Annotated in this window: 20 protein-coding genes; 9 read left to right on the top strand and 11 right to left on the bottom strand. The window is 71.0% G+C overall.

Annotated elements, in window-relative coordinates; translation table 11 throughout:
• Window positions 1-22: 22 nt before the first annotated feature.
• Window positions 23-2,404: a glucose/quinate/shikimate family membrane-bound PQQ-dependent dehydrogenase gene (locus tag RGI145_RS11915; protein WP_075798512.1), complete on the bottom strand. Its 2,382-nt coding sequence runs from the start codon at window positions 2,402-2,404 to the stop codon at window positions 23-25.
• Between the two features lie 382 nt (window positions 2,405-2,786).
• Between RGI145_RS11915 and RGI145_RS11910 the strand changes: the two genes are divergently transcribed.
• Window positions 2,787-3,269, top strand: coding sequence for a GNAT family N-acetyltransferase (locus RGI145_RS11910; protein WP_156878502.1), 483 nt, complete (start codon window positions 2,787-2,789; stop codon window positions 3,267-3,269).
• A 15-nt stretch (window positions 3,270-3,284) separates the two neighbouring features.
• On the opposite strand, the gene RGI145_RS11905 is transcribed toward RGI145_RS11910, so the two are convergent.
• The 5 genes from RGI145_RS11905 to RGI145_RS11885 all read right to left on the bottom strand — a co-directional run bounded on the left by RGI145_RS11905 (window position 3,285) and on the right by RGI145_RS11885 (window position 8,931).
• Window positions 3,285-4,538: an MFS transporter gene (locus RGI145_RS11905; protein ID WP_075798510.1), complete on the bottom strand. Its 1,254-nt coding sequence runs from the start codon at window positions 4,536-4,538 to the stop codon at window positions 3,285-3,287.
• Between the two features lie 34 nt (window positions 4,539-4,572).
• Window positions 4,573-6,744, bottom strand: coding sequence for a putative bifunctional diguanylate cyclase/phosphodiesterase (locus tag RGI145_RS26120; protein ID WP_075798509.1), 2,172 nt, complete (start codon window positions 6,742-6,744; stop codon window positions 4,573-4,575).
• Window positions 6,741-7,319 carry a hypothetical protein gene (locus RGI145_RS11895; RefSeq protein ID WP_075798508.1) on the bottom strand — a complete coding sequence of 193 codons (579 nt, stop codon included), beginning with the start codon at window positions 7,317-7,319 and terminating at the stop codon, window positions 6,741-6,743. Before RGI145_RS11895 ends, RGI145_RS26120 begins: the two co-directional genes overlap by 4 nt.
• Before the next feature lie 191 nt (window positions 7,320-7,510).
• Window positions 7,511-8,314 carry a DUF2076 domain-containing protein gene (locus RGI145_RS11890; RefSeq protein ID WP_075798507.1) on the bottom strand — a complete coding sequence of 268 codons (804 nt, stop codon included), beginning with the start codon at window positions 8,312-8,314 and terminating at the stop codon, window positions 7,511-7,513.
• Between the two features lie 167 nt (window positions 8,315-8,481).
• Window positions 8,482-8,931 (bottom strand): CoA-binding protein, encoded by a 450-nt coding sequence (locus RGI145_RS11885; RefSeq protein WP_075798506.1) that lies wholly within the window; start codon window positions 8,929-8,931, stop codon window positions 8,482-8,484.
• Window positions 8,932-8,983: 52 nt separating this feature from the next.
• Between RGI145_RS11885 and RGI145_RS11880 the strand changes: the two genes are divergently transcribed.
• Window positions 8,984-10,687: a glycoside hydrolase family 17 protein gene (locus RGI145_RS11880; protein ID WP_156878501.1), complete on the top strand. Its 1,704-nt coding sequence runs from the start codon at window positions 8,984-8,986 to the stop codon at window positions 10,685-10,687.
• Between the two features lie 22 nt (window positions 10,688-10,709).
• On the opposite strand, the gene RGI145_RS11875 is transcribed toward RGI145_RS11880, so the two are convergent.
• Window positions 10,710-12,320, bottom strand: a complete 1,611-nt coding sequence (locus RGI145_RS11875) for an ABC transporter substrate-binding protein (RefSeq protein ID WP_075798505.1) — start codon at window positions 12,318-12,320, stop codon at window positions 10,710-10,712.
• 63 nt (window positions 12,321-12,383) lie between these two features.
• Complete coding sequence (locus RGI145_RS11870) at window positions 12,384-12,773, bottom strand: hypothetical protein (protein ID WP_083670638.1); 390 nt, start codon at window positions 12,771-12,773, stop codon at window positions 12,384-12,386.
• Window positions 12,774-12,982: 209 nt separating this feature from the next.
• Between RGI145_RS11870 and RGI145_RS11865 the strand changes: the two genes are divergently transcribed.
• Window positions 12,983-13,792, top strand: coding sequence for a S49 family peptidase (locus tag RGI145_RS11865; protein ID WP_075798504.1), 810 nt, complete (start codon window positions 12,983-12,985; stop codon window positions 13,790-13,792).
• Window positions 13,793-13,876: 84 nt separating this feature from the next.
• Window positions 13,877-14,395 (top strand): hypothetical protein, encoded by a 519-nt coding sequence (locus tag RGI145_RS11860; protein WP_075798503.1) that lies wholly within the window; start codon window positions 13,877-13,879, stop codon window positions 14,393-14,395.
• Window positions 14,396-14,466: 71 nt separating this feature from the next.
• Here RGI145_RS11860 and RGI145_RS11855 read toward each other — a convergent pair whose 3' ends face one another.
• Window positions 14,467-14,955, bottom strand: a complete 489-nt coding sequence (locus RGI145_RS11855; RefSeq protein ID WP_083670636.1) for a ketosteroid isomerase-related protein — start codon at window positions 14,953-14,955, stop codon at window positions 14,467-14,469.
• A gap of 49 nt (window positions 14,956-15,004) precedes the next feature.
• Between RGI145_RS11855 and RGI145_RS11850 the strand changes: the two genes are divergently transcribed.
• The 5 genes from RGI145_RS11850 (at window position 15,005) to RGI145_RS11830 (ending at window position 22,632) form a co-directional block, all read left to right on the top strand.
• On the top strand, window positions 15,005-15,892 hold the full coding sequence (locus RGI145_RS11850; RefSeq protein WP_075798502.1) for a glycine--tRNA ligase subunit alpha: 888 nt from the start codon (window positions 15,005-15,007) through the stop codon (window positions 15,890-15,892).
• 55 nt (window positions 15,893-15,947) lie between these two features.
• Window positions 15,948-18,134 carry a glycine--tRNA ligase subunit beta gene (glyS, locus tag RGI145_RS11845; RefSeq protein WP_075798501.1) on the top strand — a complete coding sequence of 729 codons (2,187 nt, stop codon included), beginning with the start codon at window positions 15,948-15,950 and terminating at the stop codon, window positions 18,132-18,134.
• A 15-nt stretch (window positions 18,135-18,149) separates the two neighbouring features.
• Window positions 18,150-20,822 carry a pyruvate, phosphate dikinase gene (gene ppdK / locus RGI145_RS11840; protein WP_075798500.1) on the top strand — a complete coding sequence of 891 codons (2,673 nt, stop codon included), beginning with the start codon at window positions 18,150-18,152 and terminating at the stop codon, window positions 20,820-20,822.
• Between the two features lie 125 nt (window positions 20,823-20,947).
• Window positions 20,948-21,811 carry an SDR family oxidoreductase gene (locus RGI145_RS11835; RefSeq protein WP_075800014.1) on the top strand — a complete coding sequence of 288 codons (864 nt, stop codon included), beginning with the start codon at window positions 20,948-20,950 and terminating at the stop codon, window positions 21,809-21,811.
• A gap of 62 nt (window positions 21,812-21,873) precedes the next feature.
• The gene (locus tag RGI145_RS11830) at window positions 21,874-22,632 is read left to right on the top strand and encodes a bestrophin-like domain (RefSeq protein WP_075798499.1); all 759 of its coding nucleotides are present in this window, start codon (window positions 21,874-21,876) and stop codon (window positions 22,630-22,632) included.
• 18 nt (window positions 22,633-22,650) lie between these two features.
• On the opposite strand, the gene RGI145_RS11825 is transcribed toward RGI145_RS11830, so the two are convergent.
• Both RGI145_RS11825 and ygfZ read right to left on the bottom strand, forming a co-directional pair.
• Window positions 22,651-23,235, bottom strand: a complete 585-nt coding sequence (locus tag RGI145_RS11825; RefSeq protein WP_075798498.1) for a 3'-5' exonuclease family protein — start codon at window positions 23,233-23,235, stop codon at window positions 22,651-22,653.
• A 78-nt stretch (window positions 23,236-23,313) separates the two neighbouring features.
• Window positions 23,314-24,135, bottom strand: a complete 822-nt coding sequence (gene ygfZ, locus RGI145_RS11820; protein ID WP_075798497.1) for a CAF17-like 4Fe-4S cluster assembly/insertion protein YgfZ — start codon at window positions 24,133-24,135, stop codon at window positions 23,314-23,316.
• Between the last annotated feature and the right edge of the window lie 36 nt (window positions 24,136-24,171).

Genomic DNA, 24,171 nt, shown 5'->3' with positions numbered 1-24,171 from the left:
GCCGCCGCATACCTGGCCCTGCTCAGGGCAGGGTATAGGCCATCACGTAGTCGCCCCGCTGCGGCGACTGGCGCGCCCCGCCGGCGGTGACGACCACATACTGCTTGCCCGTCTTCGGCGAGACATAGGTCATCGGCCCGCCCTGGCTGCCCACCGGCAGGCGGCTCTTCCAGACCTCCCGGCCCGTGCGGCTGTCATAGGCGCGCAGGTAGAAGTCCTGCGTCCCGGCGAAGAAGAGCAGGCCGGACTGGGTGGCCAGCGAGGCACCCAGCGTCGGCATGCCGATGGGGATCGGCAGCCCCATGCGCAGGCCCAGCGGGCCCGTATCCTCCACCGTGCCGACAGGGACCTGCCAGACCAGCTTGCGGGTCTTCAGGTCGATCGCCGACATCGTGCCGAAGGGCGGCTTCTGGCAGGGAATGCCGAGCTGCGACAGGAAGCGGACGCGCATGGCGCCGAAGGGGGTGCCCTCCTGCGGCACGACGCCCATCTCGATGCCGCTCGCCCCGGCGGGGATCTTCTCCCGCGGGATCATGTAGTTCGCGAGGCCCAGTCGCATGTCGTTGACGAACATGTAGCTGGTGGTCGGGTCGATCGATACGCTGCCCCAGTTCATGCCGCCCAGCGAGCCCGGGAACTGCAGGGCCGGATCGAGACCGGGCGGGGTATAGACGCCCTCGTGCCGCATCTCCTTGAACTGGATGCGGCAAAGGAGCTGGTCGAAAGGGGTGGCGCCCCACATGTCCGCCTCGGTCAGCGTCTGGTTGCCGATCGAGGGCATGCCGACCGAGAAGGGCTGCGTCGGCGAATAGCGTTCGCCCGGCACGTTGCCCTGCGGAACGGGCAGATCCTTCACCTCCGCGATCGGCGTGCCCGTCTCGCGGTTCAGCAGGAAGATCTCGCCCTGCTTCGTCACCTGCGCCAGGGCCGGCACGCTGCCGCCCTTGCCGTCGGGAATGTCATAGAGCGCCGGCTGGGCCGGCACGTCGAAATCCCACAGGTCATGATGCGTCGTCTGGAAGGACCAGCGCACGCGGCCGGTGGCGGCATCCACCGCGACGATGGAGGAACTGTACCGGTCATCCAGCTCGGTCCGCCCGCCGCCGAAGAAGTCGGGCGTGGCATTGCCGGTGGGCAGGTAGATCAGCCCCAGCTTCGGATCATAGGACATGGCCGACCACACGTTCGGCGTGCCGCGCGTATAGGTCTGGCCATCCGGGGGCAGGGTGGTGATCGCCGGGTTCCCCGGGTCCCAGGCCCAGACCAGCTCGCCGCTCATCGCGTCATAGGCGCGAACCACGCCGGGAGGCTCGCCGGTCGAGTAGTTGTCGGCCACGCGGCCGCCCACCACCACGAGATGGCCGGCCACCAGCGGCGTGGAGGTCTGCTGGTAGTAGCCGGGCTTCACCTCGCCCATGCCGATGGTCAGGTCCACCGTGCCGTTCTGGCCGAAGCCGGCGCAGGGCCGGCCGGTCGCGGCGTCGAGGGAGATCAGCCGGGCGTCGATGGTCGGCAGGAAGAGGCGGCGGGTGCAGGCGGCGGTGCCGTTCGCGATCGCCGCGGCGGGGATGGAGGGGTCGGTCGTGGCGTCGAAATAGCCGAGGCCACGGCAGCGCTGCCAGTTCGGGGCGCTGCCCTTCGGGTCGAAGCGCCAGCGCTCGGCGCCGCTGTCCACGTCGAGGGCGATCACCTTGCCATAGGCGGTGCAGACATAGAGCGTATCGCCGATCTGCAGCGGCGTGTTCTGGTCCTCGGCGCCGGAACCGTTGCTGACCGGCAGGTCGCCCGTATGGGCCGTCCAGGCCACCTTCAACTGCCCGATATTCGCTGGCGTGATCTGGTCGAGCGCGGCGAAGCGCATGCCCGCCGTGGTGTTGCCCCAGTGGCGCCAGTCCTTCTGCGCCTGGCCGGACGCGACCGGCGGCGGGGCGGCGGCGGTCTCGGTCGGCGCGGTCACCGATTTCGGGGTGAAGGCGCTGACCGCCGTGGCGACCACGGCGATGGCCAGCACGCCCGCTACCGCGAAGGCGCCCCTTCCGCCCCTCTGTCCCTGGGCCTGCAGCAGCAGGGGATAGGTGAGGGCCACCAGCACCCCCGCGATGCCCAGGGCGAAGAGGCGCGAGACCAGGGCCCAGAAATCCAGTCCCGCTTCCCAGAGCGCCCAGGGAATGCTGGCCAGCACCACCAGGCCGAAGATCCAGGCGCCTGCGGGGCGGCGCATCGCCACGAGCAAACCGGAGGCGAGCAGGGCAAGGCCGGCGAGGGCGAAGTACCAGCTTCCGCCCAGCCGGATCAGATAGGCGCCGCCGCCGCCGAGAAAGAGCCCGGCCAGGATGAGGGCAACCCCCAGGAGATAGAGCCAGAGCCGGGCCGCGAAGCCGGGCGTCCTATCGGGAGCATCCATGCGGGGATATCCTGTTGCGAGGGATTTACATCGACCGGCGCGCTATCACAGGGGAAACCCAGGGTCCAAGAAATGGACTGTTCTGGGATAAAAATGATTTATGGTGCCGAAAAAGTGATTGCGGCAGTGGCAAGCGGATTCGGTGCCGCGCTGGGCCCTTGATCGCACACCGAAAACACCCCTCCTGGCCGGAAGGGGAAAGATGGCTCCCCGCCTGACCCGGTGCCTGATGGTGCATGGCTCGGTTGCCACTCCGTCATGGTTGAACACGGTCAGGCACTTCGCTGAATCGGAGACGGCTCCGGCGTTCCTTCCGCCCGCGGGCTTGGTCGCCGCCAGGTAAGGCCGGAAGATGACTGCCGGTTCCGAAGAAGGGATGCCCATGACCGTCACCGTGACGCAGGCGGATTACGGCGACCCCGCCCAGGCCGGGGCGATCGCCCGCCTGATGGAGGAATACGCTCAGGACCCGATGGGCGGCGGCAAGCCCCTGCCCGAAGGCGTCGCGGAGCGCCTCGCCGCGGAACTGGCCCAACGGCCCCAGGCCCTGACCCTGCTGGCCTATGCCGGGGACGAGGCGGCGGGACTGCTGAACGCCTTCGAGGGCTTTTCCACCTTCGCGGGCCGTCCCCTGCTGAACCTGCATGACGTGGTGGTGTCCCGTCGCTTCCGGGGGCAGGGGATCGGCCGCCTGCTGCTGGCCGAGGCCGAGCGGATCGCGCGGGAGCGTGGCTGCTGCAAGATCACGCTGGAGGTGCTGGAAGGGAACCGGGTGGCCCGGGCCGCCTATGAGAAGGCCGGCTTCGGTGCCTATGTGCTGGACCCCGCCGCCGGCCGGGCGCTGTTCTGGCAGAAGCCTCTATAGGCCCCGGCCCATGCCCTATTCCGCCGCCACCACGCCGACCTCGCGGCGCGCCTCGCCCCGCCCGCCGCCGGCGCAGAGCAGCGACAGCCCCAGCAGCGCCGCCACCAGCGGCAGCACCAGCACGGCATAGCCGGCATCCAGCAGCAGGCCCACCGGCACGGGGATCAGGGCGCTGCCCAGCGGCAGGCCGGAGGAGATGAAGCCGAAGACCTTGCCGATCTGCCCGGGCGGCGAGGCCTCCTTCACCATCACGTCGCGCGGGGTGCGGGAGGCGCCCAGCGCCGTGCCGGCCGCCACCACGACGATGGGCTGCAGGATCTCCGGCAGCGGCAGGGCGCCGAGCAGGAGCAGCAGCGCCATGGAAAGCAGCGTCAGCCCCACCACGAAGACCAGATGCCGCCGCGACCGGTCGGCATACCACCCGCCCAGCAGCACCCCGGCGGAGTTGCCGATCATGTATCCGGTCAGCGCCCAGGACGCGACCTCCAGCGGCGTGCCCCAGATCTGCCCCAGCACGGGGATCAGGAAGGACTGGATGCCGGAACTGGCCATGGAGGACAGCAGGAAGAAGGCGAAGAAGAGCAGCATCGGCCGCGACAGCAGCAGGTTGCCGCCGGCGCCTGCCCCGGCGGCGGCGCGCGCCGCGCGCGGCTTCACCTGATCCACCAGGATGCGGGACTGCCAGAGGATCGCCGCCACCACCGGCACGCCGAGCAGCCCGACCAGGACCAGCGTGGCCCGCCAGCCGATCAGGTCCGACAGCGTCAGCACCACCACCGGCGCCAGCGCGAAGCCGAGATTGCCGGTGAAGGTGTGCAGCGAGAAGGCGCGGCCCATGCGGTGGCCGCTGACGCTGCCGGCCAGGATGGCGTAGTCCGCCGGATGGATCACGCTGTTGCCGATGCCCGACAGCAGCGCCAGCAGCAGCACCGCCCAGAAGCCCGGGGCGAGGCCCATGGCGGAGATCGAGAGCGCCATGAGCAGCGTGCCGCCCACCAGGAAGGCGCGGGCGCCGTGCCGGTCCACCAGGAAGCCGACCGGCGTCTGCAGCGCGGCGGTCACGCCGCTCATCAGCGCCAGCGCCAGGCCGAGCGTGGCGTAGGAGACGCCGAACTCCTCGCGCCACAGCGGAAACAGCGGCGCGAGGCAGAGCATGTAGAAATGCGACAGGAAATGCCCGGTGCAGATCAGCCCGATCGCGGGCCAGTCCTTGTTGGCGTGGGCAGGGGCGGTGCGCTCCCCGGGCGGGGATTCCGGATCGGCGGACATGTCGCGCGCAGGCTGCGCCGTGGCCGGGCGGAGGTCAACGCGGCGCCGTATCGTCCGGGCCGCCAGGGGCCCTGGGATCTTCGTCCGGCACGCCGGGGCCATCCCCGGTCAGCGACCGCCAGCGCTCGATCGGCAGGGGGCGTCCGATCAGCCAGCCCTGGATCTCGTCGCAGCCCTCGGCACGCAGGGCGCGGGCCTGCTCCTCCGTCTCCACCCCCTCGGCGGTGACGGGCAGGCCGAGGCTCCGGGCCAGGGCCAGGGTGCCGCGCACGATGGCGGCCGAGGTCGTGTCCTCGGCCATGGTGGCGATGAAGCCGCGGTCCAGCTTCAGCCGGCCGAAGGGGAAGGCGCGCAGCGTCATCAGCGAGGAATAACCCGTGCCGAAATCGTCCAGCGTGATCCCGACCCCCATCTCGCGCAGCGCGCTCAGCGTGGCCTGCACCTGCCCGACATCGCGCAGCAGCAGGCCCTCGGTCACCTCCAGCTCCAGCCGTTCCGGCGGCAAGCCGGCATCGCGCAGCGCGCGATGGACCACAGCCACGAGATCCCCCTGCTGCACCTGCACCGGGGAGACATTCACCGCGAGGCGGAGCGGACGGCTCCAACGCGCCGCCTCGGCGCAGGCGGTGCGCAGCACCCATTCGCCGATCTCCAGGATGGTGCCCGAACGCTCGGCCGAGGGGATGAAGACATCCGGGGACAGCAGCCCGCGCTCGGGGTGGCGCCAGCGCAGCAGCGCCTCGAAGCCGACGATCCGGGGCGGTGCCTCCGCCTCCCCGGATGTGTCGCCCGGCGGGCCGAGCACCGCCTGCGGCTGCCAGGCGAGCTCCAACTGTCCCTGCGGCACGGCCTGCCGCAGATCCTGTTCCAGCGAGCGCGCGTCCCGGATCTCGCGGTCCATCTCGAAGGAGAAGCTGGACCAGCCGTTCCGCCCGGCGAGCTTGGTGCGGTAGAGGGCGGTGTCGGCGCATTCCAGCAGCGCGCTGGCATCCGCCGCATCGGTCGGAAACAAGGCAAGCCCGGCCGAAGCGGAAACGATGCCCTCCCGCCCGTCGCCGAGGTCGTAGCTGCGGCGCAGCAGGGTGATCAGCCGGGTGGCGAGGCGCTGGATCGTCTCCGCGGCGCGGGCGGCATCCTCCGGCAGGCCGGACTGCACCACCACGAACTCGTCCCCGCCCAGCCGCGCCACCAGGTCCCCGGGGCGCACGGCGCCCTGGATACGCTCGGCCACCTGCAACAGAAGCTGGTCCCCGGCCCTGTGGCCCCAGCGGTCGTTGATGCTCTTGAACCCGTCCAGGTCCAGGTAGAGCACCCCGACCCGCTGCCCCGTCTCGCGCGCCGCGTCGAGGCTCTCCTCCAGGTGCTTCTGCAGGCGCCAGCGGTTGGCGAGGCCGGTCAGGGAATCCTTCTCCGCCAGTCGGCGGACCTGTTCCTCGGCCTCCCGTTCCCGCGTGATGTCCTGCAGCACGCCGCGGATGGCCGCCGGGCGGCCCTGCGCGTCACGTTGCAGGCGGAACTCGATCCAGCACCAGGCGGTGGTGCCGTCGGCGCGCCGGATGCGCCTTTCGCTGCGCAGGTTGCGCTCCGGTTCCGCCAGCAGGCGGCGCCAGACCTGCCGCACGTCCTTGCGCCCCTCGGGATCGAGATGGTCGAGGATCCAGGACAGCGGGCGGACAGGCTGCCGGGGATCGGTGCGGAACAGCCGGTGGACGCCATCGCTCCAGGTGATGCGGCGCGTCGCGAGATCGAGCGAGAACTCCCCGATCCGTGCCACGGCATGGGCCAGATGAAGGTCCTGCTCCGCCTCCACGAGCCGCTGCACCGTGGCGGCACGCGCCCGGCCGTGGCGGCGCAGGGCCAGGGAGATGCCGGTCATGGCCACGGCCAGCGCCAGCAGGGCGGCCAGGCAGGCGAGGCTGATCTCCCACCAGCGGCGCATCGTTTCCACCGCGGAAAGGCTGACGGTGACGTTGACCGCGAAAGGCGGCACCGGACTGGTGGCCGTCAGCCAGTCCTGCCCGCTCCAGCCCCCCGGACCGGATGCGGGGGTGTCGCGCATTCCGGTGACGCGCTTCAGCATCTCGGGACTGCCGCGCTGTGCCAGCACGGCCTGGATCGGCCCCTGCTGCTGCAGCCGGACGGCGGAAGGGTGCAGGGCTAGGAGCCCGTCGAAGGATTCCAGAAGCGCCGCGGCCTGCAGGATCATCCCCGCCCCGTACTGGCCAGGACCGGAAGGAGCGCGCAGCAGGACGAGGGATCGGGGCGGCCGGTCCGGCGGCACGGGGATGAGCCGGGACAGGCCCCCAGCGGCGGCGGAGGCCGGGGGAGAGGCCAGGAAGGCCGACGGGGCGGCCGCGGGGGCACCGGGGAGGGGGCCTGGGGAGGGGACAGCGTGCCGAGGGCGCGTTCCAGATCCGGGGTCCGGAGCGTGGACGCGATCACCATGCCCTGTGGGTCCCGCAGGAAGACTCCCAGATCCCCCGGCAGCATCTCGCAGCAGCCCATCATCCGGCGCAGCGCCGCGTCGTCCGGTGGCGGGTCCCGGGACGACAGGCTGGATTGCAGCAGGGACAGGGCGTTGTCCGCGCTCCGCAGCACCTGCTGGACCTGTCCGGCCATGCCCTGCGCGATGACCCTGGCTTCGGTCCGCAACCCGTCCAGCAGCAGATCCCGCACCGTGGTCAGCCCGACCCAGGCGCCCCCCAGCATGAGGAGCGAGGCAAGCAGGGCCACCCAGGGCATGACCTCCACGACCAGGCTGCCCGGGGCCGGACCTGCCATCGCCGACACCGCCTGGGCGCCCGCCGCAGGCAGGAGTCCGGCTCCGTCACGCAGGACGGAGCCGGATTTCGCGGTTTCTCGGGATGGCTTCGGTGGTATGGGCCGGATGTCCTCTCGCGTTCTGGCGGGAGGCCCGTGCCCCACATCATTCCAGGTTTGTCAGAGTCCCGGGACGTCAGGCCACCAGAACATCAGACCTCGTCATCATAGCTGCCTGAATCGTCCGTATCATAGCCGGTGGCGTCATCCTGTCCCCAACCGGAATCTTGTGACGCGGCCGCATCATTTTGGCCCCAGCCCGTGTCCTGGGCGCCATAGGCGTCGTTCTGCCCACCCGGATCGGTCCAGGGGGAGGAAGCAGGGGTGGCCACGGCATCCTGGCCGAAGGCGCCGCCGGTGGCGTCGTCCACCGCACTGGCAGCCGCCGCATGCGCCTCATGGCCGGAGAACATGCCCATCAGCGCGTTGCCGAGAACCATGCCGCCCGCCACGCCGGCCGCCGTGGTCAGGGCGGTCCCCAGGAAGCCCGAGCCGCCGCGCCCCGGCTGCAGCATCTGCTGCGGCGCATAGCCGTTCGGCATGGTCATGGGCTGCGGCGGGGGCGACATCGGCGCCGGCACCGGCGGGCGCTGGCCGCCGCCGAACATGCCGCCGAACAGCCCGCCCCGGTTCCCACCCTGGGCCTGCGCCGCCGCCGCCTGCCGGCGCGTGTTGTCCAGTTCCCATTCCAGCTGCTGGATGCGGTTCTGCGCCTGCACCAGCGCCGCCTCCTGCACGAAGGCCGTCTGCGTGATCCGGTAGCGCGCCTCGGGATAGCGGGCGAACAGGTCCTGGATCAGCCGGTCCGCCTCCGGGTCCACGGACGGAAGGTTGGCGGGCGCCCGGGTCGAGGGCACGCTGCCACCCCACGGGCTGGCCGGCCGCGCCGCCTGGGCCTCGGCCCCCGAAACGCGCGTGACGTAGTCCGTGATGATGCGACGCTCTTCCTCGGTCATCGTTCCATATGCTCCGATCTGCCGCCGCGGGGCGCATGCGCCCGCCGATGCAGAGAACGCGCAGTTGGACCAGAACGCGACGGCTTTCAATCCAAATCTAACAAGAAGTTAATGTTTGATACGATAGAGGGCCGCTTTTTCATCCGCGCGCCATCTTCGTCTCATCCTCACCCGGGCGCCGCGCCGGAAACCCGCGGAGGCAGGCCCAGCCGCCCCCATTCGATCGCCGGACAGCGGTCCATGACGCAGATCACTCCGGCCGCGCGCGCCCGCTCCGCCGCCGCCTGGTCCACGACACCCAGCTGAAGCCAGACCGCCCGGGCGCCGAGCCGGATCGATTCGTCCACCACCGCCCCGGCATCCTCCGAGCGCCGGAAGACATCCACGAGGTCGAGCGGCCCGGCCTCCTCCAGCCCCGCCACGGAGGCCACGCCATGCAGCGCGCGGCCCGCCAGCAGGGGATTGACCGGCACCGCGTCATAGCCCCGGTCGAGCAGGAAGCGGAACACGCCGTTCGAGGGCCGGCCCGGCCGGTCCGAGGCGCCCACCACCGCGATCCGCCGGGTGCGCAGCAGCAGGTCGCGCACCGCCTCGTCGCTCATCCCATCCACGCCCATTCGCCTTTCCTCCACCTTCGTTTCGCCATACCGCTCCCGTATGGAGGTGAACATGCGACGCGCGAACTGGTTCACCCAGCACCCCCCTTCGCCGGGGTCTTCCCGATGGGGCCTGCCGGCCATCCTGGCGATCGGGCTGCTGGCCACGCTGCTGGTCTGGTGGTGGCCCAACCGCGCGCAGCTCGGCGACCTGCCGATGCCGGCGGAACGCCTGAACAGCGTCTCCTTCGCCCCCTTCCGCACGGGGGACAGCCCCCTGCGCGGGATCTTCCCCAGCGCGGCGGAGGTCGAGGAGGACATGAGCCTGATCGCCCCGCGCGTCCGGGGCATCCGCACCTATGCCAGCATCGAGGGCGACTACGACGCGGCCGCCATCGCCGCCCGCAACGGGCTCAAGCTCTGGCAGGGCGCCTGGCTGAGCGGCACGCTGGCGAACAACGAGCGCGAGGTGGCGCGGCTGATCGAGAGCGCCAACCGGCACCCGGACACGGTGGAGCGCGTGGTGGTCGGCAACGAGGTGCTGCTGCGCCGCGACCTGCCGCCCGCCGCGCTGATCGGCTACCTCGACCGCGTGCGGGCCGCCGTGCGGCAGCCCGTGACCTATGCCGATGTCTGGGAATTCTGGCAGCAGTTCCCGGAGGTGGCGAAGCATGTGGACATCGTCACCATCCACATCCTGCCCTACTGGGAGGACGAGCCGCTCGATGTCGAGGCGTCGATCGCCCATACCCGCGACATCGTGCACCGCATGCGCGCGCTCTTCCCCGGCAAGCCCATCGCCATCGGCGAGGTCGGCTGGCCCTCCCAGGGGCGCTGGCGCGAGGGGGCGGTGCCCTCCACCGTCAACCAGGCGCGCTTCCTGCGGGAATTCGCGGCGCTGAGCCGGGAGGAGGGCTTCGACTACAACGTCATCGAGGCCTTCGACCAGGTCTGGAAATACAAGAGCGAGGGCACCGTCGGCGCCGCCTGGGGCCTCTGGACCGCCGACCGGCAGCCGAAATTCGCCCTCTCCGGCCCGGTGCGGGAGAACGCGCTCTGGGGCTGGTATGCCGGGGCGGCGGCGTTGCTGGGCCTCGGCCTCTTCGCCGCCACCGCCCGCGCCTTTCCCGCCGCGCCCCGCCCGCCGCTGGCGCTGTTGGCCCTGGCGCTGGGCAATGCGCTGGCCTTCGCCTGGTGCGGCGGCGTGCCCTATGCCTTCGACGAGCACCTGATGCTGGCGGTCACGGTGAACCTCGCCGGTCAGGCGTTGCTGGCGGCGCTGCTGCTGCGCCGGGCGGGACAGCTCCTTTCCGGCCTGCCGGTGGAAATGCCGCGCACCGGCGCCCAGGCCACGGCCTCGGTCCGGGCCATGCTCCGGGGCCGCCTGCGCTGGCGGGACTGGCGCGGCTTCGCCTTCGACGACCTGTCCTTCGTCTTTCTCTGGACGGCGATGGTGCTGCAACTCCTGCTGCTCTTCGACCCGCGCTACCGCGACTTCCCGTTTCCCACCTTCGCCGTGCCGCTGGTCGCGGTCCTCGCCCAGGCCTGGCTGCGCGACCTGCCCCTGCGCGGCGGCGGCTGGGCGGAGGCCTGGGCGGGCGGCACCCTGGCCCTGGCGGCGCTGGCCAGCGCATGGCGGGAGGGGCCGGAGAACCTCCAGGCGCTGGGTTGGACGGCCTGCGCCCTGGGCCTCGCCGCCCCGGCCCTGCTGCGCCTGCGCCGGCGGGCGCAAGCGACCGGAAAGGTGCTCCGCCCGGCCCGCGCCACGGCGGAGTGACGGGGGCAGGCCTCGCGCTGCCTCAGGCGCTCTTCCGGACGTTCCAGAACAGCGCGTAGGGCGCCTTCAGCGTGCCCGACAGCGTGTCGCGATAGGCCGAGGCCGAGGTCCACTGGCCGATGGGGATATAGGGCAGGGAGGTGAAGGCCTCCTGCTGGATCTCGCGGCAGATCGCCTGGGCAGCGGCGGTGTCGGGCGCATCCATCCACTGGCCGCGCAGCGCCTCCAGCTTCGGGTCGTCCGGCCAGCCGGCCCAGGAGGAGGCCCCGGCGGAGCGCAGCGGATAGGAGCTGCCCGGCGTGGCCACGGAAAGCGAGGCCCAGGTGGTGACGAAGCAATTCCAGCCGCCCTGGTCGATCGGGTCCTTCTTCGCCATGCGGGACAGCATGGTGCCCCAGTCCATCACCTGGAAATCGATGTTCAGCCCCATCTTGGTGAGCTGGTCCAGCATCACCTGGCTGGCCGCCATGATCTGCGCCAGGTCGGAGGGTGCCATCATCACGATCCGCTCGCCCTTGTAGCCCGCCTCCTTCACCAGTTGCCGGGCGCGGGCCAGGTCGCGCGGGCCGCCGAGCGCGCCGAGCCCGGCATCATTGGCCATCGGGCTGCCCTCGGGGAAGAAGCCGACGGGGACGTTGCCATAGGCCCTCTCTTCGCCCACGGCGGCGGCCACCACCTCCTCCTGGCTCACCCCCGGCAGCAGGGCCTGCCGCAGCTTCGGATTGTCGAAGGGCGGCAGGAGCTGGTTGAAGCGCAGGATGCCCAGCGCGCCGAAGACATCGAGCTTGTCCGTCTTCACCCCGGCGCTCTTCCGCAGCATCGGCAGCAGGTCGAGCAGCGGGCGTTCCACCCAGTCCACCTCGCCCCGTTGCAGCGCGGCGGCGGCGGTGGCCGGGTCGGGCTGGGTGATCCAGTCGATCCGGTCGAAATGCGCCTGCTTGCCGCCGCTCATCATGTCCGGCGCCTCCGTGCGGGGGCGGTAGCGGTCGAACCGGGCATAGCCCGCATGCGCGCCGGTCTGCCACTCGTCGGCCAGGAAGCGATAGGGGCCGCTGCCGATCACCTCCTTGATCTGCTGGCTGGCGGGGGTCTTCGCGATCCGCTCGGGCATGACGAAGACGCTGCGCGCGGCGATGGCGAAGAGCAACAGGCCGAAGGGCTTGCTCAGCGCGAGCTGGAAGCGCCGGTCGTCGAGCGCCTTCGCTTCGACCAGGATGGCGGCGATGCTCTGGCCGAACGGGTCCTTCTCCATCCAGCGGCGCAACGAGGCGACGCAGTCCACCGCCCGCACCGGCTCCCCGTCATGGAAGAGCAACCCCTCCCGCAAGGTGAAGGTCCAGACCCGCCGGTCCTCCGACAGCGTGTGCCCCTCGCACATCTGCAGCTTCGGCTGCTGGTCCAGGGTCAGGCCATAAAGCGTGTCCCAGACCATGTAGCCATGGGTATAGGCCACCACCGCCGCGCTCCAGAGCGGGTCGATGGTGGAGAGGTCCACCGAGGGCACGAAGCGGAGGCGCCGGCTGCTCTCCGCCTGGGCGAGCGCCGGGCGCGGCAGGCCCGTCACGAGGGGCGCCGCTGCGAAAGATGCTGTGGCCAGGCCGGTGGCGGAGGCGAGGAGGTGGCGGCGGCGCATGGGGATCTCCTGGATCGGGAGGCAACGCGCCGGTGGGATGTGCAAGCGCCGTGCCTGCCGCCGTCAGGCGGGGCGGCGGGGCCGCATGGCGTCGCCGATCCACGCCCAGGCGCCCAGCACGGCGCCCAGCAGGCCCCAGCTCGCATTGTAGTTCAGCACGGCGATGACCCCGAGCGCCACGGCGGCGGCGCGCACGAAGCCCGGCCCACCGAGGAAGCCCCAGAGCCCCAGCAGCAGCGCCCCGGCGCCCCAGAGCTGCCAGTGCTGCAGCCAGAGCAGCGCCGCGCGGGGGCGGCAGGCCAGTGGCGCCCGCGACAGGTCCAGGCAGAGCGCCCCCCATTCCCGCGGCTCGACATAGAGGTGCCGGTACAGGGCCATGGCGCCCACGGCGAGCAGCACGGCACCCAGGGAAAGGGCATGCCGGGTGAGGGCCTGTCGGGCGGGGGAGGGCAAGATCCGGGACCTTTCCATGGGCTGCGCCGGCGCAGCCTGCCGCGGGAATGTGGCCCGCTTGCGGCGGCTCCCGCGCCGCGCCGTGGCCGGCCGCCGGGACGGGCCTGCCGAAGGGGCTGGAAGGGGCTGGAAGGGGTAATCCGGGGCACCCGCCCCGGCTGTCACGGTTGCTTGCTTGATCCGGTCGCGCTCATGGGCATCCTGGGGCCATGCCTCTTCCCTTCTTCGACCGGCGCCCCCGGGTGGCCGTCATCCGCATGTCCGGCGTCATCGCCGCCCGGGCCACGGGCCTCGGCGGCCCCGGCCTCAGCGCCGCCGGGCTGGCGCCCGTGCTGGAGCGCGCCTTCGGGCTGAAGCGCCTGGCCGGGGTGGTGCTCGCCATCAACTCGCCCGGTGGATCACCCGTGCAGTCCTCGCTGATCGCGGCGCGGATCATGCGGCTGGCCGACGAGAAGGAGGTGCCGGTGATCGCCTGCATCGAGGATGCCGGGGCCTCGGGCGGCTACTGGATCGCCTGCGCGGCGGACGAGATCGTCTGCGACCCGGCCTCCATCACCGGCTCCATCGGGGTGATCTCCCAGGGCTTCGGCTTCCAGGAGGCGATCGAGCGCCTGGGCGTGGAGCGCCGGGTGGTCACGGCGGGCGAGAACAAGTCCTTCCTCGACCCCTTCCTGCCCCCCGATCCGGCGCAGCAGGAGCGTCTGCGCGAGCTGCTCGCCACGCTGCACGAGGAGTTCAAGGACTGGGTCCGCTCCCGCCGGGGCAGCCGGCTGAAGGCACCGGAGAGCGAGGTCTTCAGCGGCCGCTTCTGGACGGGGCGGGAGGCCGTGGCGCTGGGCCTCGCCGACCGCCTGGGCGACCTGTACGGGGAGATCGAGCGGCGGTTCGGGCAGGATGCGAGGATCGTCTGGCTGAACGTGCGACGGCCGCGCTGGCCCTGGCGCCTCTTCTCCGCCGCCGTGGGCGCGACGCTGGAGATCCTGGAGGAACGCTCGGCCCGGGCGCGGCTGGGGCTCTGAGGGGAGGGCCGGCGCGGGCCTTCAACCCTGCCGGTGCCGGGACGTTGCTCCCGTGGGAAACCGACCAGACAACGGAGCGAAGCGATGAGCCTTCCTGTCGCCGGCGAACTCGGCCTGCTGTCCGAGAACGAATACGCGCCGATCCTGCAGAGCCACTATCCGCACCTGGATGGCCTGTCGCAGGACGAGACCCTGGGACTCGCCCGGTGGCTGCGCGAGCAGCGCAACCGCTCCCGCGACCTGGTGCGGCAGCGGCGGCGCGCCCGGCGCGGCAAGGGGGCGGGACCCGCGGAATCGAGCGAGCGCGGGCTGGCGGCCAAGAAGCAGGTCTTCGCCAACGCGCTGAAGCGGGTGAACGCACGGCTCGACACGCTCAACGCGGAGAAGCGCCGCGCCCGCAACGCGGAGCGCCTGCGCGCGGCCCTGCATCGCCGGGAGGACGCGCCGAGGCACCACCCCGGCAGCGGCACGACGGCGGGCGCGGGAATGGGCCTCACCCGCAACCGGGGCATCCGGGTGAAGGTCGATCCGCGCGAGGTCGGCCGGGTCTCGCAGTTCGTGAAGAACGCCCAGGCGCGCAAGGACCGACGCCAAGCGGCCTGACGGAGTTCCGCCCGGCCGCCCTCCGCGGGGCAGCCGGACGGTGCAGCCCAACGGAGAGGCCGGGCGGAAGCTCAGCCGCCGACCTGCCGCATCCAGTCGGCGAGGTTGTAGGCCATGGAAAGGCGGGCGATCTTCCCGTCGCGGATGGTGAGGAAGGCGCCGGCCGGCAGCACGTAGCGCTGCCCCTTCGCCGGCGGCAGCCCTTCGTCGGTGGCGAGGTACTCGCCCTCCACCACGAACTCGGCGGCCGCACGGCCACCCGTGGCGTCCAGCATCACCACCAGATCCACCAGCCTTTCGCGGTAACAGCGCTCCATGTGCTTCAGGAAGGCGGCGAAGGCCTCCTTGCCCACCTGTCGCCCGCCCTGGTTGATGTCGTGCGCCACGTCGTCGGCGAGGCAGTCGAGCATCGCCGCCCAGTCGCCCCGGTTGAACGCGTCGTAATAGGCGAGGACCAGCCGCTCCGAGTCATGCGCCTCGGACAGGGCACCCGGGTCTCCGGGACCGCCCTCCGTGCCGGAAGGGGCGAGAACGGCGCTGGCGGCGCAACGATGGTGCATGGCGGGGGGCCTTCCGGTGGGAGGGGGCGGACCTTATGGTGCGCCCGCCATGTCCGCCAAGCCGCCTTCCTTCCAGGAATTGATCCTGCGCCTCCATGCCTATTGGAGCCGCCAGGGTTGCGTCATCCTCCAGCCCTACGACATGTCCGTGGGCGCCGGGACCTTCCACCCCGCCACGACGCTGCGCGCCCTGGGCGCCACGCCCTGGAAGGCCGCCTATGTGCAGCCCTCCCGCCGCCCCTCCGACGGGCGCTATGGCGAGAACCCGAACCGCCTGCAGCACTACTACCAGTACCAGGTCATCATGAAGCCGAGCCCGGAGAACGCGCAGGAGCTCCTGCTCGATTCCTACCGCGAGATCGGCCTCGACCCGCTGAAGCACGATTTCCGCTTCGTGGAGGACGACTGGGAAAGCCCGACTCTGGGCGCCTGGGGCCTGGGCTGGGAGGTCTGGTGCGACGGGATGGAGGTCGGCCAGTTCACCTATTTCCAGCAGGTGGGCGGCATCCCGGTGGTGCATCCGAGCTTCGAGATGACCTACGGGCTGGAGCGCCTGGCGATGTATGTCCAGGACATCGAGAACGTGTACGAGCTGGACTTCAACGGCCAGGGCGTGAAGTACGGCGACGTCTTCCTGCGGGCGGAGCGGGAGTTCAGCGCCTACAACTTCGAGTTCGCCGACGTGCCGCGGCTGTTCCAGCACTTCGCCGATGCCGAGGCCGAGTGCAACGCGCTGGCCGACCGGGGCCTCGCCCTGCCGGCCTATGACCAGTGCATCGCCGCCAGCCACCTGTTCAACCTGCTCGATGCGCGCGGCGCCATCAGCGTGACGGAGCGCGCCGCCTATATCGGCCGCGTCCGCGCCCTGGCGAAGCGCTGCTGCGAGGGCTGGGTCGCCGGGGAAACCGTCCCGGACGCCCCGGAGACGGCGGCCTGACCGCCGCGCCGCCCGACGCCCCTCGCCAGCACCCGACCGAGAAGCCGCCCCCACGATGCCCGAACTCCTGCTCGAACTCTTCTCCGAGGAAATCCCCGCCCGCATGCAGGCGCGCGCGGCGGAAGACCTCGCCCGCCTTCTCGCCGAGGCGCTGAAGCCCGCCGGCCTCGTGCCGCAGAACCTCCGCACCTTCCACGGCCCACGCCGCATCGCCCTGGCGGCGGAGCTGCCGGAGGCGACGGCGCCCGTGGCGGAGGAACGGCGCGGCCCGCGCGCCGACGCGACCGGCCCGGCGCTGGAGGGCTTCCTGCGCTCCACCGGCCTCGCGCGGGAACAGCTGGAGGAGCGGGAAGGCAAGGGCGGCACCTATCTCTACGCGGTGATCCGCCGCGACGGCCGGGCGACGGGCGACGTGTTGGCCGAGGCGATGCCGCTGCTGCTGCGCCGCTTTCCCTGGCCCAAGTCGATGCGCTGGGGCGGAACCTCCTCCTTCACCTGGGTGCGGCCGCTGAAGCGCATCCTCTGCACCTTCGATGGCCGGGTGGTGGGTTTCGACCTGCGGCAGGGGGAGGATGACGGGCACGGCCTCGCCGCCTCCGACCTGACGGAAGGACACCGGCTGATGGCGCCCGGCAGCTTTGCTGCGCATTCCCTGGCGGAATGGGAAAGCGGCCTTCGTGCCCGCAAGGTGATCCCCGGCGCGCCGGAGCGCGAGGCGCTGATCGAGCGCGAGGTCGCCCGCCTCGCCGCGGCCGAGGGGCTGGAGGTGGTGCCCGACCGCGGCTTGCTGGCCGAGGTGGCGGGGCTGGTGGAATGGCCGGTGCCACTGCTGGGCGGCATCGACGACGCCTTCATGGACCTGCCGCCCGAGGTGATGCGCACCACCATGCGGGTGAACCAGCGCTATTTCGCGCTCCGCCACCCGGACGGGCGGGCGGCCAACCGCTTCGCCCTGGTCGCCAATGTCGAGGCGTTGGACGGCGGCAGGGCCATCGTCGCGGGCAACGAGCGCGTGCTGCGCGCCCGCCTCTCCGATGCCCGCTTCTTCTGGGACGGCGACCGGCAGCAGAGCCTGGAAAGCCGGCTGCCGAAGCTGGCCAATGTGGTCTTCCACGCGAAGCTCGGCACCCAGGGCCAGCGGGTGGAGCGGCTGGAGCGGCTGGCCCGCTTCCTCGCCCCGCTGGTCGGCGCCGATCCGGAAAAGGCGGCGCGGGCCGGGAAGCTGGCCAAGGCGGACCTCGCCTCCGGCATGGTGGGCGAATTCCCCGAGTTGCAGGGGCTGATGGGCCGCTACTACGCCCTGCATGACGGCGAGGCGCCCGAGGTGGCCGAGGCGATCGGTGCCCATTACCGCCCGCTCGGCCCCGGCGACGAGGTGCCGCGCGAGCCCACCGCCATCGCCGTGGCGCTGGCCGACAAGATCGACCAGCTCGTCGGCTTCTTCGCGGCGGATGAGCGCCCGACCGGTTCGGGTGATCCCTATGCGCTGCGCCGCGCCGCGCTGGGCGTGATCCGCATCATCCGGGAGAACGGGCTGCGCCTGCCGCTCGCCGATGTGATCGCCGAGGCCTTCTTCGGCTATCCTGCGGCCCAGGGCCGGACGGCCGATCCGGAATTCGGCATGGCGGTGGCGGCCGAGAAGATGAATGCCGGCTTCCAGCCCCCTGCCGGCTCCGCGCAGCCGCCGATGGTGGCCGCCTTCGCTGCTGGGTTGCTGGACTTCCTGGCCGAACGCCTGCGCGTGCAACTCCGGGCCGAAGGGGCGCGGCACGACATCCTGGCCGCCGCCTTCGGCGCCCGGGGAGAGGCCGGGGGCGGGGAGGACGATCTCGTCCGCCTGCTCGCCCGGGCCGATGCGCTGCGGGACTTCCTCTCGACTCCGGAAGGGGCGGACCTGCTGGCCGCCTATCGCCGGGCCGCGAACATCCTGCGGATCGAGGAGAAGAAGACCGGCGAGGTTCCCGCCAGGGTTGATCCCTCCCTGCTGGCCCTGGCGGAAGAGGCCCGGTTGTGGGAAGTTCTGAATGATATTGATGTTGCGGTGCGGGAAGCGCTTGACTCGGAACAGTTTTCGACGGCCATGACTGTTTTTGCGACGCTGCGGGGACCCGTGGACGCATTTTTCGAGAAGGTCGTGGTGAATGACGCCGATCCGGCGCTGCGCTACAACCGCCTCGGCCTGCTCAAGACGCTTCGTGGCGCGATGGATCGCGTCGCGGAGTTCCAACGCGTTGAAGGCTGAAGAGGGACGAGCCTGATGACCAAGTGGGTGTACGGTTTCGGTGCCGGCCGGAACGACGGCAAGGCCGACATGCGCAACCTCCTCGGCGGCAAGGGTGCGAACCTGGCGGAGATGGCCTCGATCGGCCTTCCCGTTCCACCGGGCTTCACGATTACCACCGAGGTCTGCACCTACTACTACGACAACGGGAAGCAGTACCCGAAGGAGCTGACCGACCAGGTGAACGAGGCCCTGGCGCGGATCGAGAACGCGGTGGGGATGAAGTTCGGCGACGCCGCCAACCCGCTGCTGGTCTCGGTGCGCTCCGGCGCCCGCGTCTCCATGCCGGGCATGATGGACACGGTGCTGAACCTCGGCCTGAACGACGAGACGGTGCTGGGCCTGGCCAAGCGCTCGGGCGACGACCGCTTCGCCTGGGACAGCTACCGCCGCTTCATCCAGATGTACGGCTCGGTGGTGCTGGGCGTGGACCATCACCGCTTCGAGGAGATCATCGAGGAGGCGAAGCACGCCTCCGGCGCGGTGGAGGACACCGAGCTGGCCGCCGCCGACTGGCAGAAGGTCGTCGCGGGCTACAAGGAAATGGTGGCCGAGGCGACCGGCAAGCCCTTCCCGCTGGACCCGCAGGAGCAGCTCTGGGGCGCGGTCGGCGCCGTCTTCGGCTCCTGGATGAACCCGCGCGCCAACACCTATCGCCGCCTGCACGACATCCCGGCGAGCTGGGGCACCGCGGTCAACGTCCAGGCCATGGTCTTCGGCAACATGGGCAATGACTGCGCCACGGGCGTCTGCTTCACCCGCGATCCCTCGACCGGCGAGAACATCTTCTACGGCGAGTACCTGATCAACGCGCAGGGCGAGGACGTGGTGGCGGGCATCCGCACGCCGCAGCCCATGTCCAAGGCCCGCGCCAAGCCCGGCGAGACCTCCATGGAGGAGGCGATGCCGGAAGCCTATGCCGAGCTCTGCAAGGTGCGTGAGACGCTGGAGCGTCACTACACGGACATGCAGGACATCGAGTTCACCGTGCAGAGCAACAAGCTCTACATGCTGCAGACCCGCAACGGGAAGCGCACCGCCGCCGCCTCGCTGAAGGTCGCGGTGGACATGGCCGAGGAAGGGCTGATCGACCATCCGGAAGCGGTGAAGCGCGTCGCTCCGGGCTCGCTCGACCAGCTCCTGCACCCGACGCTGGACCCCAAGGCCAGCCGCAAGGTGCTGACCAAGGGCCTGCCGGCCTCGCCGGGCGCCGCCTGTGGCGTCGTGGTCTTCTCGGCGGAAGAGGCCGAGGCGCGCGCCAACAAGGGCGAGGCGGTCATCCTGGTCCGCATCGAGACCAGCCCCGAGGATATCGCGGGCATGCACGCCGCCAAGGGCATCCTCACCACCCGCGGCGGCATGACCAGCCACGCGGCCGTGGTGGCGCGCGGCATGGGCCGGCCCTGCGTGGCCGGTGCCGGCGGCGTGGTGGTGGACTATGCGGCGGGCACGCTCTCGGCCGGTGGCACGCTGGTGCATGCGGGCGAGACCATCACCCTCGACGGCGCGACCGGCGAGGTCTTCCTCGGCGCCGTCGCGATGATCGAGCCGCAGCTTTCCGGCGACTTCGCGACGCTGATGGGCTGGGCCGACGCGGTGCGCCGCCTGAAGGTGCGCGCCAATGCCGAGACCCCGCTGGACGCCGACACCGCCCGCAAGTTCGGTGCCGAGGGCATCGGCCTCTGCCGCACCGAGCACATGTTCTTCGACGCGGACCGCATCGGCTCCGTCCGCCAGATGATCATGTCCGAGACGGAGGGCGGCCGCCGCGACGCCCTGGCCAAGCTGCTGCCCTTCCAGCGCTCCGACTTCGTGGAGCTGTTCCGGATCATGGCCGGGCTGCCGGTGACGATCCGCCTGCTCGACCCGCCGCTGCACGAGTTCCTGCCGCACAAGGACGAGGAGCTGGCCGAGGTGGCGGCGGGGCTGGGGACCGACCTCGCCACCATGAAGCGCCGTGCCGCCGACCTGTCGGAAGCGAACCCCATGCTCGGCCATCGCGGCTGCCGCCTGGGCGTGACCTATCCCGAGATCTACGAGATGCAGGCCCGCGCCATCTTCGAGGCCGCCATCCAGGTGGCCAAGGAGACGGGCAGCGCGCCGGTGCCGGAGATCATGATCCCGCTGGTCGGCATGAAGAAGGAGCTGGAGATCACCCGCGCCCAGGTGGACAAGGTGGCGCAGGAGGTCTTCGCCGAGACGGGCACCACGCTCGACTACTCGGTCGGCACCATGATCGAGCTGCCGCGCGCGGCGCTGACGGCGGACAAGATCGCGGAGGTCGCGGACTTCTTCTCCTTCGGCACCAACGACCTGACGCAGACGACCTTCGGCCTGTCGCGCGACGACGCGGGCAAGTTCCTGCCCTACTACGTGGAGAAGGACATCCTGCCGAAGGACCCGTTCGTCTCCATCGACGTGGAGGGCGTGGGCGCGCTGGTGGAGATCGCGACCGAGAAGGGCCGCAAGGTCAAGAACGGCCTCAAGCTCGGCATCTGCGGCGAGCATGGCGGCGACCCGGCCTCGATCCAGTTCTGCGAGAAGGTCGGGCTCGACTACGTGTCCTGCTCCCCCTACCGCGTGCCGGTGGCGCGCCTGGCGGCGGCGCAGGCGGCGCTGTCCGGCGCCGGGGCCGACCGCACGGCCTGATCTAGCCCGCGAGGCGGAAGCACTGGAACGGCGGGGCCCTGGCCCCGCCGTTTTTCGTCATGGGCCGGCCGGAAGCCTTGCGGCGCCGGGACCGTTCCTACGGCACCCCCAATGGAGTGCCGGCGATGTACGAAGAGATGCAGAAGGTCCCGCCGCAGAAGCAGGACCGGCAGCCCGGCCTGGAATCCGGGATGACCCCGAAGCCCGCTGCCGAGATGCGGCACTGGAAGGGCTCGGGCAAGCTGGCGGGCCGGAAGGCCATCGTGACCGGCGGCGATTCCGGCATCGGCCGCGCCGTGGCCATCGGTTTCGCCAAGGAAGGGGCCGATCTCTTCATCCTCTACAAGGACGAGCACGAGGACGCCGCCGAAACGAAGCGGCTGGTGGAGGCGGAAGGCCGGCGCTGCGAGACCGTCGCGGGCGATGTGGGCGACCCGGCCTTCGCCCGCGCGGCGGTGGAGAAGGCGGCGGCCTTCCTCGGCGGCATCGACATCCTGGTGAACAACGCGGGCGAGCAGCACGAGAACAAGGATTTCGCCACCATCGAGGAAGCACAGGTGGAACGCACCTTCCGCACCAACATCCTCGGCTACATGTGGATGGCGAAATACGCGCTGCCGCATCTGCGGGAAGGCAGCGCCATCGTGAACACCACCTCGGTCACCGCCTATCGCGGCAGCCCGCATCTGGTGGACTATTCGGCGACCAAGGGCGCCATCCTCGCCTTCACCCGCTCCCTCGCCGCGCAACTCGCGGAGCGGAAGATCCGCGTGAACGGCGTGGCGCCCGGGCCGATCTGGACGCCGCTGATCCCGGCCTCCTTCTCGCCGGAGGAGGTGGAGAAGCACGGCGGCAGCACGCCGCTGGAACGGCGGGGCCAGCCGGACGAATGCGCCCCCGCCTATATCTTCCTCGCCTCCGACGCCGACAGTTCCTACATCACCGGACAGGTGATCCATCCCAATGGCGGGGAGCCGGTGAACGGCTGACGGGTCGCTGGACAAGCCTTCCACCCTTCCGCAGTGTTGCGGAAGGGAAAGGAATCGCTGCGATGCTCGTGGCCGCCTTCACGGCGCTCGTTTCGGCCGGTGTCCTCGCCGGCGGGGCCGCGGGCCTCTTCCTGCACCTGCTCCTTCCGGAACGCCACCTCACCAAGGAAACGCGGGACGTGGTGCATCTGGCGACCGGCATGCTGTCGGTCCTCGCGGCGCTGGTGCTCGGATTGCTGATCGCCACGGCCAGGGACAGCCTGTCCTCGGCGGATCGCTCGGTCCGTGACTTCTCGGCGATCCTGATCCAGGCGGAGCAGGGCCTGCGCGTCTACGGCCCGGAAGCTGCGCCGGCGCGCGATGTCCTGCGGCACTACACCCACGCCGCCTTCTCGCAGCGCTGGACCCGGGATGACCGGGACATCCTCGACGCCGCCTCTCCAACCGGCACGACGCTGGAGCAACTGCGCCTGGCGGTCCTTTCGCTTCAGCCGGCGAGCGATGTGCAGCGCTGGTTGCGCGAGCAGATCCTGACCCAGAACGACCGGCTGCTGTCGCTACGCTGGCAGATGCTGGAGCAACAAGACCTGCCCTTTCAGCCCGTCTTCGTCGTGCTGCTCACCTGCTGGCTGTTCTTCATCTTCACGGGATTCGGCTTCATGGCGCCCCGCAACGCCGCCGTCTGCGTCGCCTTCGGCGTCTGCGCGGTGGCGGTGGGCGGCGCGATGTTCCTGATCCTGGAGATGGAGACGCCTTTCACCGGGATCATCCAGGTGTCCCGGCAACCCCTGGCGATCGCACTCGCTCATATGGAGCGCTGAATCCGGCTCCGGCAACCGTCATCCCGGCGAAGGCAGGCGCAGCAGATGCGCCAGCAGCCGCCCATAGCCCCTGGCATCGTCCAGGGCGCAATGGGTATGCGCCGTCTCCCCCAGCCATTCCGCCGGATAATGCTCCACCCGGCAGCGTTCCGGCGGCCAGTGCAGCCGTCCGGCGGCGAAGGCATGCAGGCAGAGCGGCACGCCGCGGAAGAGCGGGTCCACCGCGCGCGGCACCGGCACGAGGCGCGTTCCGGTGAAGCGTTGCAGGTAGAGGTCCATCCAGGGCCCATCCACCGCCAGGGGATGCGCGGCGAAGACGGGATCGCCCGGCAGCCCGCGCACCCAGGCGACGAAGCGGGCCATGACGGCTTCCGGCGGCTGTGGGTCCCGCGTCGCGGCCTCCCAGGCCAGAGGTTCGCCGGAGAACCAGGCCAGCGTGCCCGGATCGGGTTCCGCGCCGGGGAAGGGGGCGAGGACGGCCTCGAAATCCGCGACCTCCCGCCCATCCGCGTCCACCGCGACGGCACCGATCGAGAGCAAGGAGTTGCGGCCCGGCGTGGGGCCATCGAATTCGGTATCCGTCACCACATAGACCGGCGTCACCGCGAATCCCTTCCTGCGGGGATGCCCATCCTGCGCCGGAGTGGTGGCCCTTGTCTTGTGCGCCGCATCAAAGACGCATCAGGCGGTCTTTTCTGGCAGGTGAATCCAGGTGGACAGACGGGGCGTCAGGCTGGCCTCGCCGCAGCGCAGCGGCTCGCCCGCCGTGATCGCCTCCAGCCGCAGCAGGGCCATGCCCTGGCCGCCCAGGCCGGACCGCATGGTGCCGACCTCGGCCTCGCCCCGGAAGACCGGCGTGCCGGGGGCGGGCAGCGGGCCATCCACCGCCACGGGAACGAGGCGCCGCTTGACCAGGCCGCGATAGCGGGTGCGGGCGGTCAGCTCCTGGCCCATGTAGCAGCCCTTGGTCCAGGACACGCCGTGCAGCTCGTCGAACCCGGCCTCCAGCAGCACGGACTTCTCCGCCTCCATGTCCTCGGACCCGCCGGGCAGGCCGAGTTCCAGCCGGTGCAGCGCATAGGCGGAGGCATCCATGGCGCCGTGCATCGCCCCGTCCAGCAGGGCGCGCCACCCGGCTTCGGGCAGGCGCGGATCGGCGAAGACGATCCCGTGCGCCGGGGCCGGGCTGCTCCATCCGGCATGGACGGCGAATTCCGCCGAGGCATCGCGCAGCGCGACCTTGGAGCGCAGGCGGAAGCGGGACAGCTTCGCCACCAGCATCTCCGCCTGGGTCCGCTCGCAGTCGAGCAGGAATCGGTCCGGCTGGGCCAGCACGAAGAAATCGGCCAGCCACTTGCCCTGGGGGGTCAGCAGCGCGGCCCAGACGGCCTGCCCCGGTGCCAGGGCGGCGACGTCGTTGGAGATGAGACCCTGAAGGTAGGTGGCCCGGTCCTCGCCCGAGATCTCCACCACGCCACGGTCCGGCAGATAAGCGATCGGCATGGGGCAGAGTTGGCGCGGAGATGGCGTTGCTGCAAC

Origin of the sequence: Roseomonas gilardii, from assembly GCF_001941945.1 — a bacterium.
Taxonomy (GTDB): Bacteria; Pseudomonadota; Alphaproteobacteria; order Acetobacterales; family Acetobacteraceae; genus Roseomonas.
This window is presented reverse-complemented; position numbering and strand designations above follow the sequence as displayed.

Excerpts from the sequence above, each read along its gene's own strand:
- RGI145_RS11905 (WP_075798510.1), bottom strand. The coding sequence starts at position 4,538 with ATGTCCGCCGATCCGGAATCCCCGCCCGGGGAGCGCACCGCCCCTGCC.
- RGI145_RS11890 (WP_075798507.1), bottom strand. The coding sequence starts at position 8,314 with ATGACCGAGGAAGAGCGTCGCATCATCACGGACTACGTCACGCGCGTT.
- glyS (WP_075798501.1), top strand. The coding sequence starts at position 15,948 with ATGCCCGAACTCCTGCTCGAACTCTTCTCCGAGGAAATCCCCGCCCGC.
- RGI145_RS11880 (WP_156878501.1), top strand. The coding sequence starts at position 8,984 with ATGCGACGCGCGAACTGGTTCACCCAGCACCCCCCTTCGCCGGGGTCT.
- RGI145_RS11865 (WP_075798504.1), top strand. The coding sequence starts at position 12,983 with ATGCCTCTTCCCTTCTTCGACCGGCGCCCCCGGGTGGCCGTCATCCGC.
- RGI145_RS26120 (WP_075798509.1), bottom strand. The coding sequence starts at position 6,744 with ATGATCCTGCAGGCCGCGGCGCTTCTGGAATCCTTCGACGGGCTCCTA.
- RGI145_RS11850 (WP_075798502.1), top strand. The coding sequence starts at position 15,005 with ATGTCCGCCAAGCCGCCTTCCTTCCAGGAATTGATCCTGCGCCTCCAT.
- RGI145_RS11860 (WP_075798503.1), top strand. The coding sequence starts at position 13,877 with ATGAGCCTTCCTGTCGCCGGCGAACTCGGCCTGCTGTCCGAGAACGAA.
- RGI145_RS11835 (WP_075800014.1), top strand. The coding sequence starts at position 20,948 with ATGTACGAAGAGATGCAGAAGGTCCCGCCGCAGAAGCAGGACCGGCAG.
- RGI145_RS11895 (WP_075798508.1), bottom strand. The coding sequence starts at position 7,319 with ATGGCAGGTCCGGCCCCGGGCAGCCTGGTCGTGGAGGTCATGCCCTGG.
- RGI145_RS11915 (WP_075798512.1), bottom strand. The coding sequence starts at position 2,404 with ATGGATGCTCCCGATAGGACGCCCGGCTTCGCGGCCCGGCTCTGGCTC.
- RGI145_RS11830 (WP_075798499.1), top strand. The coding sequence starts at position 21,874 with ATGCTCGTGGCCGCCTTCACGGCGCTCGTTTCGGCCGGTGTCCTCGCC.
- ygfZ (WP_075798497.1), bottom strand. The coding sequence starts at position 24,135 with ATGCCGATCGCTTATCTGCCGGACCGTGGCGTGGTGGAGATCTCGGGC.
- RGI145_RS11885 (WP_075798506.1), bottom strand. The coding sequence starts at position 8,931 with ATGGGCGTGGATGGGATGAGCGACGAGGCGGTGCGCGACCTGCTGCTG.
- RGI145_RS11855 (WP_083670636.1), bottom strand. The coding sequence starts at position 14,955 with ATGCACCATCGTTGCGCCGCCAGCGCCGTTCTCGCCCCTTCCGGCACG.
- ppdK (WP_075798500.1), top strand. The coding sequence starts at position 18,150 with ATGACCAAGTGGGTGTACGGTTTCGGTGCCGGCCGGAACGACGGCAAG.
- RGI145_RS11910 (WP_156878502.1), top strand. The coding sequence starts at position 2,787 with ATGACCGTCACCGTGACGCAGGCGGATTACGGCGACCCCGCCCAGGCC.
- RGI145_RS11875 (WP_075798505.1), bottom strand. The coding sequence starts at position 12,320 with ATGCGCCGCCGCCACCTCCTCGCCTCCGCCACCGGCCTGGCCACAGCA.